This is a genomic window from Sulfitobacter dubius, assembly GCF_027214245.1.
Classification (GTDB): Bacteria; Pseudomonadota; Alphaproteobacteria; order Rhodobacterales; family Rhodobacteraceae; genus Sulfitobacter; species Sulfitobacter dubius_A.
Window position 1 is genome coordinate 321171 of the sequence record NZ_JAPWHM010000003.1, and the last position, 17005, is coordinate 338175.

General features: G+C 61.9%; 14 protein-coding genes. 7 read left to right on the forward strand and 7 right to left on the reverse strand.

Annotation, left to right across the window (positions count from 1 at the left end; all coding sequences use genetic code 11):
* Positions 1-20: 20 nt before the first annotated feature.
* Positions 21-2111: an ABC transporter ATP-binding protein gene (locus tag O4H31_RS08635; protein ID WP_269344840.1), complete on the forward strand. Its 2091-nt coding sequence runs from the start codon at positions 21-23 to the stop codon at positions 2109-2111.
* 95 nt (positions 2112-2206) lie between these two features.
* On the opposite strand, the gene O4H31_RS08640 is transcribed toward O4H31_RS08635, so the two are convergent.
* Both O4H31_RS08640 and O4H31_RS08645 read right to left on the reverse strand, forming a co-directional pair.
* The gene (locus O4H31_RS08640; RefSeq protein WP_269344842.1) at positions 2207-2734 is read right to left on the reverse strand and encodes a hypothetical protein; all 528 of its coding nucleotides are present in this window, start codon (positions 2732-2734) and stop codon (positions 2207-2209) included.
* Positions 2735-2913: 179 nt separating this feature from the next.
* A complete protein-coding gene (locus O4H31_RS08645; protein ID WP_120352218.1) occupies positions 2914-3459 on the reverse strand; it encodes a lytic transglycosylase domain-containing protein in 546 nt (181 codons plus the stop codon).
* A 281-nt stretch (positions 3460-3740) separates the two neighbouring features.
* Here O4H31_RS08645 and O4H31_RS08650 point away from each other — a divergent pair, with 281 nt between their 5' ends.
* On the forward strand, positions 3741-4271 hold the full coding sequence (locus O4H31_RS08650; RefSeq protein ID WP_269344844.1) for a single-stranded DNA-binding protein: 531 nt from the start codon (positions 3741-3743) through the stop codon (positions 4269-4271).
* Between the two features lie 256 nt (positions 4272-4527).
* On the opposite strand, the gene aroB is transcribed toward O4H31_RS08650, so the two are convergent.
* Together aroB and O4H31_RS08660 are read right to left on the reverse strand one after the other, a co-directional pair.
* Positions 4528-5634 carry a 3-dehydroquinate synthase gene (gene aroB / locus O4H31_RS08655; protein ID WP_269344847.1) on the reverse strand — a complete coding sequence of 369 codons (1107 nt, stop codon included), beginning with the start codon at positions 5632-5634 and terminating at the stop codon, positions 4528-4530.
* Positions 5627-6223, reverse strand: a complete 597-nt coding sequence (locus O4H31_RS08660; RefSeq protein ID WP_067940723.1) for a shikimate kinase — start codon at positions 6221-6223, stop codon at positions 5627-5629. Before O4H31_RS08660 ends, aroB begins: the two co-directional genes overlap by 8 nt.
* An 80-nt stretch (positions 6224-6303) precedes the next feature.
* Between O4H31_RS08660 and O4H31_RS08665 the strand changes: the two genes are divergently transcribed.
* From O4H31_RS08665 to O4H31_RS08675, 3 genes are read left to right on the forward strand one after another with little or no spacing between them, the layout of a single operon-like run.
* The gene (locus tag O4H31_RS08665; protein WP_007120408.1) at positions 6304-6453 is read left to right on the forward strand and encodes a hypothetical protein; all 150 of its coding nucleotides are present in this window, start codon (positions 6304-6306) and stop codon (positions 6451-6453) included.
* Between the two features lie 5 nt (positions 6454-6458).
* The gene (locus O4H31_RS08670) at positions 6459-8111 is read left to right on the forward strand and encodes a hypothetical protein (protein ID WP_331283700.1); all 1653 of its coding nucleotides are present in this window, start codon (positions 6459-6461) and stop codon (positions 8109-8111) included.
* Positions 8108-9091, forward strand: coding sequence for a site-specific tyrosine recombinase XerD (locus O4H31_RS08675; protein ID WP_419723590.1), 984 nt, complete (start codon positions 8108-8110; stop codon positions 9089-9091). The genes O4H31_RS08670 and O4H31_RS08675 overlap by 4 nt, the downstream gene beginning before the upstream one ends.
* On the opposite strand, the gene O4H31_RS08680 is transcribed toward O4H31_RS08675, so the two are convergent.
* Positions 9028-9858, reverse strand: coding sequence for a metallophosphoesterase family protein (locus tag O4H31_RS08680; protein ID WP_269344859.1), 831 nt, complete (start codon positions 9856-9858; stop codon positions 9028-9030). The genes O4H31_RS08675 and O4H31_RS08680 overlap by 64 nt on opposite strands.
* A gap of 87 nt (positions 9859-9945) precedes the next feature.
* Here O4H31_RS08680 and O4H31_RS08685 point away from each other — a divergent pair, with 87 nt between their 5' ends.
* The gene (locus O4H31_RS08685) at positions 9946-11253 is read left to right on the forward strand and encodes an HlyC/CorC family transporter (RefSeq protein ID WP_067623667.1); all 1308 of its coding nucleotides are present in this window, start codon (positions 9946-9948) and stop codon (positions 11251-11253) included.
* Between the two features lie 7 nt (positions 11254-11260).
* Here O4H31_RS08685 and O4H31_RS08690 read toward each other — a convergent pair whose 3' ends face one another.
* Complete coding sequence (locus O4H31_RS08690; RefSeq protein ID WP_269344863.1) at positions 11261-12571, reverse strand: DUF2254 domain-containing protein; 1311 nt, start codon at positions 12569-12571, stop codon at positions 11261-11263.
* 141 nt (positions 12572-12712) lie between these two features.
* Here O4H31_RS08690 and O4H31_RS08695 point away from each other — a divergent pair, with 141 nt between their 5' ends.
* Entirely contained in the window at positions 12713-13315 is a 603-nt protein-coding gene (locus tag O4H31_RS08695; protein WP_269344865.1) for a nucleotidyltransferase family protein, read from the forward strand.
* 69 nt (positions 13316-13384) lie between these two features.
* On the opposite strand, the gene O4H31_RS08700 is transcribed toward O4H31_RS08695, so the two are convergent.
* On the reverse strand, positions 13385-16300 hold the full coding sequence (locus tag O4H31_RS08700) for a Hint domain-containing protein (RefSeq protein ID WP_269344867.1): 2916 nt from the start codon (positions 16298-16300) through the stop codon (positions 13385-13387).
* Positions 16301-17005: the final 705 nt, after the last annotated feature.

Below are 17005 nucleotides of genomic sequence, written 5' to 3' on the forward strand. Positions count from 1 at the left end.
CCCCCGACTGGGAGAGACAAATGCCAAAAACTGATTACGACGGCCCAATTCTTGAGATCAACAACCTGTCGATTTCCTTTTTCACGCGGCTGCGAGAGATCCCCGCCGTGATGGATTTTTCCGTGGTCGTGCAACCGGGCGAAGCCGTGGGGCTGGTCGGCGAAAGCGGCTGTGGCAAATCCACCGTGGCGCTGGGCGTGATGCAAGATCTGGGCCGCAATGGCCGGATCGTCGGCGGCTCCATCAAATTCAAAGGCCGCGACCTCAGCGAGATGAGCCCCGAAGAGCTACGCGACATTCGCGGCAGCGAGATCGCGATGATCTATCAAGAGCCGATGGCCAGCCTCAACCCCGCCATGCGGATCGGCAAACAGTTGATGGAAGTGCCGATGATCCACGCGGGCATGTCCGAGAAAGAAGCCCATGCGCGTGCGCTTCAAGTGGTCACGGATGTGAAACTCCCCGACCCCGAACGCATCCTGAAAGCCTATCCGCACCAACTCTCGGGCGGGCAGCAGCAACGTATCGTCATCGCCATGGCGTTGATGTCCGAACCCTCGCTCCTGATCCTCGATGAGCCGACCACAGCGCTCGACGTGACCGTCGAAGCGGCGGTTGTGGATCTGGTCAAGGACTTGGGTAAGAAATACGGCACCTCGATGCTGTTCATCTCTCACAACCTCGGGCTGGTGCTGGAAACCTGCGACCGTATCTGCGTGATGTACTCAGGCGAAGCGGTGGAGAAAGGCTCCATCCACGATGTCTTCGACGAGATGCAGCACCCCTATACGCAGGCGCTCTTCCGTTCGATCCCGCTGCCCGGTGCCGACAAGAACGCGCGCCCCCTTGTGGCCATTCCCGGCAACTTCCCCCTGCCCCATGAACGCCCGCCCGGCTGCAATTTCGGCCCCCGCTGCGACTATTTCGTGCCCGGCCGCTGCGACGCCGCGCCGATCCCGATGGAGACCGTCCCCGGCAATGACCGGCACGAAACCCGCTGCATCCGCTTCCAAGAGATCGACTGGCAAGCGCCGCTGGAACTGGCCGAGGTCAAGGAAAAGGGCGATGTTGGCGAGGTCGTCCTCAAGATGGACAAGCTCAAGAAATACTATCAGGTCGCGGCCAATGCCATGTTCGGCGGCGGCAATACCAAGGTGGTCAAAGCCAACGAATCCTTGAGTTTCGAAGCCCATGAGAGCGAAACCCTCGCCATTGTCGGGGAATCAGGCTGCGGCAAATCCACCTTCGCCAAGGTCCTCATGGGGCTTGAGACGGCGACCGAGGGGCACATCTACCTTGACGGCAAAGATATTGGCGGGGTGCCCATTGACGACCGCACGACCAAGAACGTCGCCGATGTTCAGATGGTCTTTCAAAATCCGTTCGACACGCTGAACCCTTCCATGACCGTCGGGCGGCAGATCATCCGCGCGTTGGAAATTTTCCGCATCGGCAAGAATGAGAAAGAGCGCAAGCAGCGGATGCTGGAACTGCTTGATCTGGTGAAGCTGCCGCGAGAATTCGCAAACCGCATGCCGCGCCAACTTTCCGGCGGGCAAAAGCAGCGGGTCGGCATCGCCCGTGCCTTTGCGGGTGACGCACGGATCGTGGTGGCGGATGAGCCTGTCTCGGCGCTGGATGTGAGCGTACAGGCGGCGGTGACCGACCTGCTGATGGAGATCCAGCGCGAGCAGAAGACGACGCTCTTGTTCATCAGCCATGACCTTTCCATCGTGCGCTACCTCAGCGACCGGGTGATGGTGATGTATCTGGGCCATGTGGTGGAATTGGGCGACACCGATCAGGTCTTCTCGCCGCCCTATCACCCCTATACCGAGGCGCTGCTGAGTGCCGTGCCGATTGCAGATACCAAGGTAAAGAAGAAACACATCGTCCTTGAGGGCGACGTGCCCTCGGCGATGAATCCACCGCCGGGCTGCCCTTTCCAAACCCGCTGCCGGTGGAAATCACAGGTACCGGGGGACCTTTGCGAACGGGAGGTGCCGCCGATGGTCACCATGGCGGACGGGCACCAGATCAAATGTCACCTCTCGGCCCAGCAATTCGCCGAGATGGAGCCGGTGATCGAAGTGGGCACGGCAGCAGAATGAAAAAGGCGCGGCTCCGAAGAGCCACGCCTGCTCCCTCAGGCGGTCTAAGGGGGGAACGGCCTGAGGTAATCGTGATCCGGTTTTAGGGGCCGGATTTAGGGATCAACAGCCGAACCGGCTGTGTTCACATTTGCCAGACCTTCGGCCACAACATCGGCAAAGGTCGACACGAGCGCCACGTAGAATTCGGTCTCAGACGGCGGCACGTTGACATAGCCTTCGGGTGCGATGTCTTCGCCGCTATAGGCCGAGACCTTTACCGGGAAGCTTAGACCAGCGTTGTCACCGGTGGGGCTTGTGATATCAACAACGCCTTCCAACTCGTTGAATTCTTTACTGTCGGGCAACATGGTCGCACCGTTAAGAGAGATCTTGCGGATATCGATCTTAATCTGCGGATCGGCACCATCGCTGCTCAGCGGCACACGCTCTGCCACTTCGGCGCGCAGGTCTTCTTCCAGATCAGGATAGAAGTCCATGGCGTTGCTCTCTGCAGCCGCGCTGACAGAGGATTCAACGTCGATTTTCGAGACCATGATCTTATCTTGGGCAAAAGCAGAGCTGCTCAGCGCAATAACGCTTACACCGGCGGCAAGGGCGATATTTTTCATATTCGTCAGCATGTCGTTCTCCTTTGATCTTTTATCTCTGAGGCGAGAATTTCTCGCTGCAAAGTTTCTGATCAAAGAACCCCAAGATCGCCCCAGCGGTTCCCTAGGGCGCCGGGCCGAGGGGGCATAGGCACGTGGAAATAGGCGGACAAACGCCCACCGCGCCATACAGACCCATAGATATCAATGGCTTAGCTGCCAGTGATCACTTTAACGTAATTCCGCGTTTCTTTATAGGGGGGGACGCCCCCGTATTTCTTAACCGCCCCCGGCCCCGCGTTATAAGCCGCCAGCGCCAGCTCCCAACTGCCGAAAGCGCGGTACTGTATTTTGAGGTAGCGCGCGCCGCCTTCAAGGTTCTGCACCGGATCGGTCGGATCGACGCGCAGCGCCTGCGCGGTCTGGGGCATCAGTTGAGCCAATCCCATCGCCCCCTTGTGCGACAGCGCCTTGGGGTTCCAACCGCTTTCCTGCTGAACCAGCCGTAGAAACAGATCAACCGGGATACCATGCCGGGTCGCCGCCGCGCGGGCATGGGTCAGAAAGGCCCCTTTATAGGAACCGTTGTATTTCGGCGCATCCCATTTCGTTGGGGTAACCACCTTGGGCGGTTGCAGCCGAACGGAGGCGGAATATTGCTTGGACGCGCGGTTATCGAGGATGCTTTTCTGAGAAGAAAACAAACCCGCGCGGTTTTTGCTGGCAAACATATCGGCAGCCGCCGGCGCTGCCCCCATCGCGATCATCCCGGCCGCCGCCAAACCTACCGCGGCCAGACCGGCCATACGTCCCGTCTTTCGCATCTCTGCCCCCTGCCGTTGCATTGCGCGCAGTATACCCAAAACCGCGCGGCCTACCAGCCCCCGGAAACCGGCCCGCCACGCGGGGTGCCATGATGGGCGGCGAGGTGGGAAAGCCGGTGTCATCCGGCGGACAACCGCGATATAAACGGCCGAATTGGGCGCGCTCGGATTCGCGCCCGACGCAATGACACAGCAATGACAAACGAGGGGGCAAGATGGCCGGCTCAGTGAACAAAGTGATCCTTATCGGCAACCTCGGGCGCGACCCCGAGGTGCGGTCGTTCCAGAACGGCGGCAAAGTGTGCAACCTGCGCATCGCCACCTCGGAAACATGGAAAGACCGCAACACCGGTGAGCGCCGCGAGAAGACCGAATGGCATTCGGTGGCGATCTTCCAAGAGGGGCTCGTCCGCATCGCCGAGCAGTACCTCAAGAAGGGCTCCAAAGTGTATATCGAAGGCCAGTTGCAAACCCGCAAATGGCAAGACCAATCCGGCGCGGACCGCTATAGCACCGAAGTGGTGCTACAGGGCTTTGGCGGCACGCTGACCATGCTCGACGGTCCCGGTGGCGCCGGGTCCGGCGGTGGTGGTGGCGGCAGCTACGGTGGTGGCGGCGGTGGCGGCTACGGTGGTGGCGGCAATGACTACGGCGGCGGCTTTGACAGCGGCCCGTCCTCCTCGGGCGGCGGCAGCGGTGGTGGCGGCGGCGGCAGCCGTGATCTCGATGACGAGATCCCATTCTAAGTTAGACTTTTGGGCGGGGCGCTGTTGCGCCCTGCCCGCCTTTGGCGACACCACGAGATTACCACCGGGCCCGGAATCAAGCCGAAGGCGCCGGGCCATTGCCTGCCCGCCCCCCGGGTAGGCGATTTAGTGAGGCTGAGCGTCACCTCGCTAAACACACATCATAGCTGAGAAATAAAGTGGTATAGAGCGAGCCCTAGATCGCCGACCCGCGGGCAGACGATCGCCCTTTGCAATCAGCCTCGACGCCGCGCCCTCAGCCGAGCGCATCCCGCAGCAAGCTGATCACCTCAGCGTTCTCAACCTCAACCCCCGCAAAGGCTTGGCCGATGCCGCGCGCCAGAACGAAACGCAATCGGCCATCGACGACCTTTTTGTCCTGGCTCATCAGGCGCAGCAACTCTTCGGCCTCTGGCAGGTCGCCGGGGATATCGCGCAGGTCGGTCTTCATGCCCATTTGCGCCAGATGGGCGCGCAGGCGGCTGGGGTCTTCCTGCGGGCATAGGCCCAGCCGCGCGGAAAGTTCAAAGGCCAGCGCACAGCCAATCGCCACCCCCTCGCCATGCAGCAGACGGTCGGAATAGCCCGTCGCCGCCTCAAGCGCATGGCCGAAAGTATGCCCGAGGTTGAGCAACGCGCGGTCGCCCTGCTCGGTCTCGTCGCGTTCCACGATATCGGCCTTCATCTGGACCGACCGGCGCACCGCTTCGATCCGAGCTTCCATATCGCCCGCCGCAAGGGCTGGCCCCTGCGCCTCAAGCCAATCAAAGAAATCCGCATCGCCCAGCAGCCCGTATTTCACGACCTCGCCATAACCGGCGAGGAAATCGCGACGCGGCATGGTCCCCAACACCTCGGTATCGGCGAGCACGAGGCTGGGTTGGTGGAATGCCCCGATCAGGTTCTTGCCTTGGCTTGCGTTGATCCCGGTCTTGCCACCCACCGAACTGTCGACCTGCGCCAGAAGCGATGTGGGGATCTGCACAAAACGCACCCCGCGCCGCAGCACGGCGGCAGCAAAGCCTACCAGATCGCCGATCACCCCGCCGCCAAAGGCCACGACGATATCGCCGCGCTCCACCTGTTCGTCGAGCAGCCAGTCGACCGAGCGCTGAAGATTGGCCCAATCCTTGGTCCCCTCTCCGGGCGTAAGTTCCAGCGCCGACATCGCGATGCCCTCGGCGGCCAACCCGTCCCGCAGCGTTTGCAAATGCAACGCGGCCACGCGGCTTTCGGTGATGACGGCCACCCGCTTGCGGCGCAGCAGCGGCGCGATCAGCGCGCCCGCATCGGCCAGCAACCCCGGCCCGATGATTACATCATATTCCCGCCCCGGCAGGGCCACGGATACCGTCTCACGCATCCAACTTCTCCAAAACATCCGGCCTTGTCAGCAGCTTGTCGATCACCCGATTGGCCATGGCGTCAATCGACAGGCGCGGATCACAGCGCACCGACAGATCCGCCAGCCGGTAAAGCGGCACCCGGTCGCGGTAGAGCGCGGTCAGCGTGGCCTTGGGATCAGCCGTGCGCAGCAGCGGACGGCTGTCCTTATAACGCACCCGGTTCCACAGCAGATCAAGGTCCGCATCCAGCCAGAGCGCCACACCGTAAGCCCCGATATTGTCGCGATTCACCTCGGCCAGAAACGCCCCGCCGCCGGTGGACAGGATGCAACGTTCCTCTGCCAGCAGCCGGGCGATGACCTCTGTCTCGCGTTTGCGAAAGAACGGCTCTCCGTCGCGGGTAAAGATTTCGGGCACGCTCAGATTGGCCGCCGCCTCAATCTCGGCATCGCTGTCCAGAAAGGGCGCACCCAGCTTGGCCGAGACCGCACGCCCCACCGCCGTTTTGCCCGCGCCCATCATGCCAACCAGCGCCACCGTCTTGTTCAGACGGTAACGGGGCGGCATTTCTTCGCCATCGGTTATGCTGTGCTTAATTCCGCTCATTTTTCTCTGAATGACGTGATCTTGCCGGAAAGGCCATATATAGTTTGGCAAAATAGCAGAATTCCGGGCAGGCATTAATCATGGGTAAACTTTTTAAGCTTTTGATATTTCTATTGATTGTCGGCTTCATCGGGCTGGTGGGCTATGCCTACGTCGGGCCCTTCTTTGGCGTAGACTTTTCGCCCGAACAGATTGAGACACGCCAGCCCGTCACGCTGACAGCGGATTGAGCGGGGTGGCAAACGCGCTGTCAAAACGCGGTTTGGCCCTTTGCGCTGCGTTGATCTGCTCGGTCAGTGCCAGCGCCCTGCTGGCCGAATCCGACGAAGACCGCAATCTGGGCCGCGATTCGCGCAAAACCTCAGCGGCCCGGGAACAAGAAAAGCCCCCCGCCGCCAATGACCAACCGCTTTCCGTGATCGACTGGCTCGGGGCGCAATCGCCGCCTGAAAACCGCCCCAAACGCCCGCCCAATCCGGGCCGGGTGGCGGAACCGCCTGTCGCCAACAACGCTTTGCCCCCCGAGGTGCAGGTCACCCCACTGGGCGATGGCGCGCCGCGCCGCATCGGGCTGGTGCCCGGTTCGGTCACCGGGCTGCGTGGGGACATCTGGATGGGCAGCGATACGACCGCCCTGATAGAGCGTATTCGCAACCTGCCCGACCTGCATCTGCCCGCCGCGCAGGCCCTACTCTATACCGTGCTTCTGGCCGAGGCGCAGGCCCCGCAGGGCGAGGCGCGCAATGGCGATCTATTGGCGCTGGCGCGGGGCGAAAAACTGATGGAGCTAGGCGCGCTCGATCCGGCGCTGTCGCTGATCGAACAGGCTGGGGTGACCACCTCGACCGCGCATTTCGACCTGTGGATGCAGCTTTCCCTGCTCACCGGGACCGAGCATCGCGTCTGCGAGCGGCTGATGAAATCTCCGCATCTGACCCGCGACTATGGCACACGGATTTTCTGCAACGCCCGCGCAGGTAATTGGGAAAACGCGGCCCTGACCTTTGGCTCGGCCCAAGCGCTTGGCCTCTTGCCAGAGGCGCAGCTCGAACTCTTCGACCGTTTCCTGAACCCGGATTTCTACGAAGGGGCTGAGCCGCTGCGCGTGCCGCGCCAGATGGACCCGATGACCTTCCGCTTGTTTGAGACCATTGGCGAGCCGCTGCCCTCCAACATTCTGCCCCGCGCCTATGCAGTGGCCGATCTGCGCGACATCGCCGGATGGAAAGCCCAGCTTGAAGCCGCCGAGCGTCTGACCCGCGCGGGCGCCCTGCCCGACAACCTGCTGCTGGGGCTATATACAGACCGCCAGCCCGCCGCATCGGGGGGCGTCTGGGACCGTGTCGCGGCGCTGCAACGCTTTGAGACAGCCCTGCGCACCAGCAGCGCCGAGGCAGTGGCCAAGACCCTGCCGCCTGCATGGGAAGCGATGCGTGAGGCCTCTCTCGAAGTGGCCTTTGCCACGCTCTTTGCCGAACCGCTCTCGACCATGCCGCTTGCGGGCCATGCCGCGCGTCTGGCGCGGGATGTGGCGCTGCTGTCGCCCAATTACGAGGCCGCCTCGACATGGGTGATCGGCAAGTCCCCCGAAGACGAATTGCTGCGCGCCGTTGCGGTTGGCGATGCCCCCGAAGGCCCCGCCCCGGATGCGCCTTTGGCCGCCGCGGTGCACGATGCTTTCGCCAATCCCACCCCGCGCGCCGACCTGATGGCGCTGGCGCGGGACAAGGAATTGGGCATGGCGATTTTGCGCCTATTGTCGCTCTTGCATGACGGGGCGAGTGGTGACACATCGGCGCTTCGCGACGCCCTAGCCACCCTGCGCGCCCTCGGGTTGGAAGACACCGCCCGGCGTGCCGCTTTGCAGATTGTATTGCTCCAGCAATGATGATGTCCCAGACACCGACCTTTCATTGGATCTCCAGCTTTCTGGAGGCCGCCGCCGCCGAACAGGGTGCCGCCACCAATACGCAGCTGGCCTATGGCCGCGACCTTAAGGATTTCGATTCCTTTCTGGCGCAGCGGAACCATGATTTCCTAACCGCCAGCCGCGGCGAGGTCGAAGATTACCTCGTCTACTGCGATGCCCAAGGGCTGGCTAAATCCACCCGCGCACGGCGTCTGTCGGCGATCAAACAGCTCTACCGCTTTGCCTTTGAGGAAGGGCTGCGCGAAGATAATCCAGCGGTGCAAATTGCCGGACCGGGGCAAGACAAACGTCTGCCCAAGATCCTCTCCGAGGAAGAGGTCGACCGGCTTTTGGATGCTGCGCGCAACTCTGGCCGGGCGCTGGCGGACCAGCTGCGCAACACCTGCCTGATGGAACTGCTCTATGCCACCGGCATGCGGGTCAGCGAATTGGTCAGCCTGCCGGTCAGCGCTGCGCGCGGCGATCCGCGCCTTCTGCTGATTTCGGGCAAGGGGGGCCGCGAGCGGCTGGTGCCGCTGTCGGAGCCTGCGCGCGACGCGCTGGCGGCATGGCTGGTGGTGCGCGACAAGGCGGATGAAGTGGCCCAAGCCAAGGGCAAACCGCCCGCACGGCATCTCTTCCCGTCGCGCGGGGCAACGGGCCATCTGACGCGGCATCGGTTCTATCTGTTGATCAAGGAATTTGCCGTGACCGGGGGCGTGCCCCCTGAAAAGGTCACGCCGCACACCCTGCGTCATGCCTTTGCCACGCATCTGCTGGCCAATGGCGCGGATCTGCGCGCGATCCAGACCATGCTGGGCCATGCCGATGTGGCCACGACCGAGATCTATACCCATGTGCTAGAAGAGCGCCTGTCGGACCTCGTGCTGGAGCGTCACCCTCTGGCCAAGGACGGCACGCGCAACCCCGGTGGCAATACGTCTTCCGACGGCCAGTAACCGCTTTGCAGCGCGTCGGCATAGGCGCGCGGCAGACCGGCCTTTGTCATGTCCGCCACGGCCCCTGCCACATCATAGCTAAGCCGATGGAACGTCACCTCTCCCCCGTCCAACACGGCCACCCGCGTTTGCTGGCCGCCGTCGTGAGGCGGCATGCCGATCACGCCCGCATTGATCCAGCGCCCCCGCGGCGTCTTGCGGATAAAGGGCAGACCGGAATGCCCGGCAATGATGTGATCGACGGGGCCAACGACTTCCTCCAGCGCCTGCCACTCCTCCTCAAACACCGCCTCGGCACTTTCAGACCAGATGAATCGCGCCACGTCGCGCACCCCGCCGTGGATCACGCCATAGCGCTGCCCGTGATGCTGAAACACCGCCACATCCGGCAGTGACCCCATCCACGTCTTCGCCTCCGCATTCAACGCCCGCGCGGCATGGGCGTACCACGCGCCCGCCAGCATGTCGCAGCTGCTGCCCGGTGCAAATCCGCAGCCGCAATCCTCGGCCCCGCTGGCCAGCTGCAACTCGCAATTCCCGGCCACCACGGCACAGCCAAGCGCCCGGATCGCCGCCACGCTTTCGCTTGGCGCACCGCAGTAGGCGACGATATCCCCGGTGCAGATCATCTGATCCCCAGAGACCCCCCGCGCCGTGGCAAAATCTGTCAGCGCCTTTACCGCCTGAAGGTTGGAATAGGGCCCGCCGAACAACAGCAGCGGTCCGTCCAGAACCCCAAGGTCTCCCCAGTTGATTTTCGCCTGCATCGCACCACCCTGCACTGTCGCAACCCTTGAATGACGCAGCCCCTGCGCCCATAACAATCACACACATAATGGATGGATTTAGACCTCATGGAAACGGGCCCCGCCCTTTTTGACACCGCTTTCTGGATCAGTACCGGAATTATCCTTTTTCTCCTTGTCCTGTCAGGCTTCTTTTCGGGGTCCGAAACGGCGCTGACCGCCGCCTCGCGCGGGAAGCTGCGCGCGCAGGCCGACAAAGGGGCAAGCGGGGCAATACGGGCGCTCAAAATCACCGAGGATAACGAGCGGCTGATCGGTTCGGTCCTTCTGGGCAACAACTTGGTCAACATCCTTGCCGCTTCCATGGCGACGGCGCTGTTCACCCGGCTTTTCGGCGAAAGCGGCGTGGCGCTGGCGACGCTGGTGATGACGCTTCTGGTGCTTGTCTTCTCAGAGGTGCTGCCCAAAACTTATGCCATCACCAACGCCGAAACGGCGGCGGCGCTGGTCTCGCGCCCGATCAGCATCGTAGTGCTTGTCTTCTCGCCCGTGGTGACGGCGGTGCGCTATTTCGTGCGCGGGGTGCTGCGGCTTTTCGGCGTTCAGATCGACCCGGACAGCAACATTCTGGCGGTCCGAGAAGAGATCGCCGGAGCCTTGCAACTGGGCCATTCCGAAGGCGTGGTCGAAAAGGAAGACCGCGATCGTATCTTGGGCGCGCTCGACCTGCGCGAACGTGCGGTCGAAGAGGTCATGCTGCACCGTTCGGGGATTGAGATGATCGACGCGGCGTCTGACCCGACCGACATCATGGAAAAATGCCTGCAATCCAACCACACCCGCCTGCCCGTCTTCCGCGATGATCCGGAAAACATTATCGGCGTGATCCATGCCAAGGACCTGCTGCGGGCCATGTACAAGCTGATCGGCGGCCCCAACGGCAATGCGGCGGCGCTCAAAGGGTTCAACGTGGCCGATGTGGTGATGAAACCCTATTTCGTGCCCGAAACCTCCACCCTTGATGAGCAGATGCGCCAGTTCCTGCGCCGCCGCACGCATTTTGCGCTGGTGGTGGATGAATATGGCTCCCTGCAAGGGCTGATCACACTCGAAGACATCCTCGAAGAGATCGTAGGCGAGATTACAGACGAATTCGACCCCGACGCAGATCACCCGCTCAAACAGTCCGAGGATGGGCATCTGATGGTCGAAGGGGCCATGACGATCCGCGATCTTAACCGCGCCACTGACTGGTCCCTGCCCGATGACGAGGCCAATACCGTGGCCGGGCTAGTGATCCACGAAGCGCAGATGATCCCCACCGTGGGGCAGGTGTTCTCTTTCCACAACTTCCGGTTCGAAGTGATGGAGCGGGACGGCAACCGCATCACTCAGTTGAAAATCCGCCCCCTCTGAGTTCCGCTTAGTCCGGTGTCTCCACCGCCGCGCGCACCTCTTTGCATGCGGCGGACCAAATACGCGCCCGGTCAGGGCCAAAGGGCACCTCTTCGAAAGCGCGGCGCAGGTGGTTCTCTGCCGCGTCCCGGGCAGAGGCGGCAAGACCGGGGTCAGGGTGCTGCATCAGCCCGGCCAGCACCTCTTGCAAGGCCATCTGCACCTCAACGACTGAGGCCCCATCGCGGGCCAGCGCGCCAAAGCCGTCTTCGATCAGCGCATCCGACGGGATCGGCGCGATATGCAGGTTGGACAAGTTGATCTTGCCGCCCGGCTTCGCCTCGTCCGAATAATAGGACAGGATGCGTCCGATGCGGGTGATGACATCAATCGCAGTGCCACCGTCGTTGATCCCCGGCGACAGCGCTTTGGAGGCGACCTCTCCCAGCACTCGCAGGCCAAAGCGCGGGTCTTGGTCAAAGGTGCGCAGATCGCCCAGTTGCACGGTGTCGAAGACCTTTTGCTCAAGGCTGTCCCAATCGTGCTCTGCGTCCTTTGGGCTGCCCTGCTGGGTCACCATGACCAAAGGCTCTCCGACAAACACGAAATCGCCGATGCGCCGGGTAAGATAGATCGCCACCCCATGATCGCGCGCCTGCTGGTCCAGCGCCTCGGGGTAAATATGTTTGATATAGCCGCTTTCAGGGGCAAAGATCGGGCGGGCGTTTTCCGGCGCGGGGCCGGTCAAAGGGTGCCCGCCCATGCAGGGCGTCTTTAGCCGCTCTTTAAACAACGAGGTGGTGACGGCTTCAATCTGGCGCGTGGTGTCGATCAGGCTGCCGAAACTTTGCAGGTGAAGCACCCAGCGGATCAGAAAGATCACGATGATCGCCAGCACCATCACTGTCGTCAAGAACAGAACGAAAGAGCGTTCGTCGACATAGATGCCCAACTCGCGCATGATGATGGCCACCAATGCATAGACATAGGCCCCGATGAAAACGGCAAGGGTGTTCTGCGTGGTCCGGTCCTGAATGATCAGCCGATGCGCCCGCGGCGTGAACTGGGCCGAGGTAGAGCGGTAGACCGTGACCATGATAGTGATCGAAAAGATCGTAACCGCAAGCATCGCATCCGCGATGATCTGCAAAAGCCGATCCGCCGCCTCGCCCGTCAAACGTGTGGCGACTTCCTTGGGCACCAAGGGTTCAAACAGCTGCGTCATCCCGAGGGCGACAAAGGCCAGCAGTCCCATGACGACCACCCGCACCCAGAGTTTACGAGAATATTCGCGGGCTTTGCGAAACAGTGTGTGCGGGATCAGGTCTTTGATGTTCATGAACCAAGGGTAGCACGAAAAAGCGCCCTGCCAACGGTGGTTTAGCAGGAATTTTCAACCTTTGGCGCCGCTGATATCTGACCCGTGGCAAGGCGCAAGAAAGCACTTATCCCCGCGCGCTGCGCCCGGTAGTCTGGCGCCATGACAAAAGCCTCTTTGCCTGTGATCCTCCTTGCTGCCGGTGCCTCCTCCCGGATGCGCGGGCGCGACAAATTGATGGAAGACGTGGACGGCCAGCCGCTATTGCGTCGTCAGACGCGGTTGGCGCAGAGCGTCGGCCCCGTGACCGTTGCCCTGCCGCCCGCGCCGCATCCGCGCTACATGGCACTGACCGGGCTGGATATCACGCCGCTTCCCATCCCCGATGCGGCTGAGGGCATGGGCGCCAGCCTGCGCCGAGCCTTTGCGGCCCTGCCCCCGGACACGGCGGCGGCCATGGTGATGTTGGCCGACATGCCCGACCTAGAGCCCAGCGATCTGGCCCGCCTTTCGGCCTCGGTCGATCTAAGCAGTGAGACGTTGGTCTGGCGCGCGGTGACAGAGGATGGCAGGCCGGGGCATCCGATCATCTTTGCCGCCGCGCTGTTTGACCAACTCAAACGGCTGAGCGGCGATGATAGGGGCCGCGCGGTGGTGCACGGCGCAGGCGCGCGGGTGCAAATGGTGCCCCTGCCCGGTCATCGCGCGCGGCTCGACCTTGACACGCCCGAAGACTGGGCCGCCTGGCGAAAGCCGCAGGAATAACCCCACAAAAGAAAACGGGGCGGTCCCCCGCCCCGTTTTCAAGCTGCATCGCGTCCCGCCTGCGCGGGATTATTTCACCAGCAAGCTGGCCTCGTGCTTTTTCAGCGACCGGCGGGCGGCGGTGTAGCCTTCGATGCCGTCCTGTGTCGCAAGCTCGGGGAAGAGTTCGAGGATTTCGTTGCGTTGCTCTTCGCCGATACCGGCCAGCGACATGTCACCAGGCTGGAAGCTCTCGGTCCATGTGCCATCCGACAAGATCACCTCATGGCGGTCGAACATCACGTGGATGTAGGTGGTGCCAGAGACCTCGACCACGTCGATACCCTCCATGCCGGTCAGGTGCTTCGCCGCGACCAGCACTTCACGCTCTTCGAAGTAGAGTGCTGTTTTCTCGTTGGCGACCAACACGCGGTGGTTGGGGCTGACCATCATGTCACGCTCGGGCAGTGCATTGCCAAGCGCGCCCTTACGGATCAGCACCGGCTTGAGATGGGCGGCCATTTCGAACTCGGCCCCGGTCATCTCACGTGCGCCGACCCAACGGATCGTTTGGATTCCGTTGTCGCGGGTGATGACCCGGTCGCCGACCTCAAGCGCCTCGACACGGACCTCACCACGCGGTGTGGCGATCTTGGTGCCCGGTGTGAAACAGGGGATGATGACATTTTCGATCTCGACAAAGTTCAAACGCCCGGCATCGCTGCCGTCTTCGTTGAAGTAGTCAACAAAACCGTCTTCGCGATCATCAGAGGTATAGGTAACCTCTAGGCGGCCACCCTCAGGGGCCGAGCCGCGCAGATCAAGCGTGTCATAGTCCACACCAGCGCTGCCACCGTCGACATCATCGCCCGCGTTGACGTTAACGAAGGTATCTTGATCGGCACCGCCGGTCATCACGTCGACACCTGCACCACCGTCGAGCAGATCGTCGCCCTGACCGCCTTGCAGCGTGTCATCGCCCTCGCCGCCCATCAGCGTGTCGTTCTCGCCGCCACCGTCGAGCAGGTCATCGCCTTCGCCGCCGACCAGCAGGTCATCGTCACGGTTGCCACGCAGCGTGTCGTCACCGGTGCCACCGTCAAGCTCGTCATTGCCCTGACCGCCCGAGATGCTGTCGTCGCCCTGACCGCCGAGCAGCGTGTCGTTGCCGGTGTTGCCTTCGATGATGTCATCGTCGATCTGACCGTCGATGTAGTCATCGCCAGAGCCGCCGCGCAGCATGTCGGCGTCATCGGCGCCATAGATCACGTCATTGCCCGAGCCACCGTCGACGGTATCCATCCCGTTGTTGGTGACACGGTCGGGGGTGAAGGGGTTGGACGCATCTTCTTCGTCGGGGATGTCGAGCACATCAAGGCCGAGGTCGGGATCATTGCCGGCAAAGATCGTGTCATTGCCAGCACCGCCAAGGATGCTGTCGTTGCCCTCGCCGCCGACGATACGGTCGTCGCCATCGCCGCCATCAACGATATCGTCGTCGATGCCCGCGTCGATCACATCATCGCCGGTGCCGCCGGTGATGGTGTCACGGTCGTCGCCGGTCGAAATGGTGTCATTGCCAGCGCCGCCATCGACGGAGTCGCGGTCGTTCTCAGGATCGGCATCGGGGTCAAAGCTCAAGCTGTCGCTGTCGCTTTCCGGGTAGCCCAGATCAGGCGCGATATCGTCGTTGCCGGTGGTGATCATGTCGTCACCGTCACCGCCGTCGACCACGTCAGAGCCCGCACCGGCCTCGACGATGTCATCGCCGTCGCCCGCCAGAATGGTGTCGTCACCGTCGCCTGCGCGGACATAGTCGTCATCGCCTTCGGCACCGGGCAGGATCGCGTCGTCGTTGTCGATCATGTCGCCATCGGGGTCGCCGGTATAGGCGGTGTCGATCAGATCGTCGCCTGCGGTGCCGTCGACATAGCCGTCACGGGTCGGATCGCCGTCACCCACGGTGACAGTCACAGTGCCTTCGTCGGTCAAACCGTCGGGGTCGGACACGGTGTAGGTGATCGTCGCGTCGCCGGTGAAACCGTCGTTGGCTTCAAAGGTGATGGTGCCGTCGTCGTTGATGGTCACGGTGCCATCGTCGCTGGAGGCAGCTGCAACGCTCAGCGTGTCGCCGTCAACGTCAGTGTCGTTTTCCAGAACCGGGATCACAACCGCATCGGTGCCGGTGGTGCTGGCCGTGTCGTCGTTTGCGACGGGCGCGTCGTTCACCGGGTTTACGGTGACATTCACAGTGCCGGTATCGGTGCCGCCGTTGCCGTCATCCACAGTGTAGGTGATGGTGGTGTCACCGTTGAAATCTGCGTTCGGCGTGAAGGTCAGCGTGCCATCGTCGTTGATGACCACATCCCCGACGGGGCAGCTTGCCATGGTGATGGTCAGCGTATCGCCATCACTGTCGCTGTCATTGCCCAGCACGTCGACGGTGCCGGAGGTGTCTTCGTCGATCTCAAGCACATCGTCTTCAGCCACTGGCGCGTCATTGCCGCCGCCTGCTGGCTTGTCGTCGTCGAAGATCACGTTGTCGATCGCGCCGGAGCCTTCGAAACGCACTTCGAAGCGCGACACGCCGTCGATGTTGAACTGAACGAACCGTTCACCGCCGTCGCCGGTGGGCTGAACGTAGTGGTTCTGGATCACGTCGCCATTGTCATCGTAAAAGATGACACGGGTGCCCTCGCCGCTGGTCTCTTCGATGTCTTTGAAGGTGACGCCCTTCATGCGCACCATGTCATCGAAATCAAAAAACAGGCTGCCGCCGCCGGCGTTGTCGTCCGGGTCGCTCTGGTCGCCATCTTCGGAAACGATCAGCAGACCTTCCAGCGTGTCGGAGGCCAGATCGTTGTCGCCACCCGTGGGGTTGGCGCTGTCAAAGATCATCGCATCGCCAGAGCCGCCGCTGGCCGAAACCGTAACGCCCAGGTCCGCATATTCGTCGTCAATGATGGTGCCTGCGCTGAACGCGTTGAAATCAAGTGTTCTAATCATTGTGAATTCTCCTGAGCGGTGTTGCACGCGGCGCGCAACGCGGCCGTCTTGGAAGTGGATGCTGTTTTAATCTGATGTATGGAGCGCCGAACGGCAGAGCTGTCGAACCGGGCATTTCTTGCCCCGCAAAAGGCCAATGGCAGTGCCTGTCGCTTGTCTATCATATCGTCTCTCCCTCCGTTCACACGCGCCCCGCTGGCTGAAATCCAGATCGGGCGACACGCATCCTTGCGCCAACGAAGGGGACGAGCCTGAACAAGGCCCACACCCGAGAAAAACCCCTCCCCGGTATGTTGTGTTTACGGTCGCAAATTTTGCGGCGTACCCACATTTCCCGCATCCTTGATGCGCTTAATGCGGCCGCCCCCGTGACCTACAGACTTCTATGCCCCCCAGTTGGGCACCTATAGGAATAGCCCTCCTATACGAATGGACAAAGAGAAAAATGTTTGAAAATTGCCGGAACCAAATGAAGTTTTGCCGCAATTCAGGTGGTTTAGCCGATCTCACGGCGACGATTGTTTCCCCGGCATTCCGCGGCGAAATTGAAATTCGGCATATGATTAAGGAAAATTAACGCCAAAACGCGACCGCGCCCCTTGAACCCCGGTCAAGACTGTTTCGCGGTGAGAGACAATGGCGCCGCAAATGCGCCGCATCTGTGCCGCCTTGTTTTCGTCATTCTTTTTGATTTCTTGTTCTCAA

Bases quoted from the DNA above. Each gene is read 5' to 3' on its own strand.
- O4H31_RS08635 (WP_269344840.1), top strand. From the start codon at position 21: ATGCCAAAAACTGATTACGACGGCCCAATTCTTGAGATCAACAACCTG.
- O4H31_RS08640 (WP_269344842.1), bottom strand. From the start codon at position 2,734: ATGCTGACGAATATGAAAAATATCGCCCTTGCCGCCGGTGTAAGCGTT.
- O4H31_RS08645 (WP_120352218.1), bottom strand. From the start codon at position 3,459: ATGGGGGCAGCGCCGGCGGCTGCCGATATGTTTGCCAGCAAAAACCGC.
- O4H31_RS08650 (WP_269344844.1), top strand. From the start codon at position 3,741: ATGGCCGGCTCAGTGAACAAAGTGATCCTTATCGGCAACCTCGGGCGC.
- aroB (WP_269344847.1), bottom strand. From the start codon at position 5,634: ATGCGTGAGACGGTATCCGTGGCCCTGCCGGGGCGGGAATATGATGTA.
- O4H31_RS08660 (WP_067940723.1), bottom strand. From the start codon at position 6,223: ATGAGCGGAATTAAGCACAGCATAACCGATGGCGAAGAAATGCCGCCC.
- O4H31_RS08665 (WP_007120408.1), top strand. From the start codon at position 6,304: ATGGGTAAACTTTTTAAGCTTTTGATATTTCTATTGATTGTCGGCTTC.
- O4H31_RS08675 (WP_419723590.1), top strand. From the start codon at position 8,108: ATGATGATGTCCCAGACACCGACCTTTCATTGGATCTCCAGCTTTCTG.
- O4H31_RS08680 (WP_269344859.1), bottom strand. From the start codon at position 9,858: ATGCAGGCGAAAATCAACTGGGGAGACCTTGGGGTTCTGGACGGACCG.
- O4H31_RS08685 (WP_067623667.1), top strand. From the start codon at position 9,946: ATGGAAACGGGCCCCGCCCTTTTTGACACCGCTTTCTGGATCAGTACC.
- O4H31_RS08690 (WP_269344863.1), bottom strand. From the start codon at position 12,571: ATGAACATCAAAGACCTGATCCCGCACACACTGTTTCGCAAAGCCCGC.
- O4H31_RS08695 (WP_269344865.1), top strand. From the start codon at position 12,713: ATGACAAAAGCCTCTTTGCCTGTGATCCTCCTTGCTGCCGGTGCCTCC.
- O4H31_RS08700 (WP_269344867.1), bottom strand. From the start codon at position 16,300: ATGATTAGAACACTTGATTTCAACGCGTTCAGCGCAGGCACCATCATT.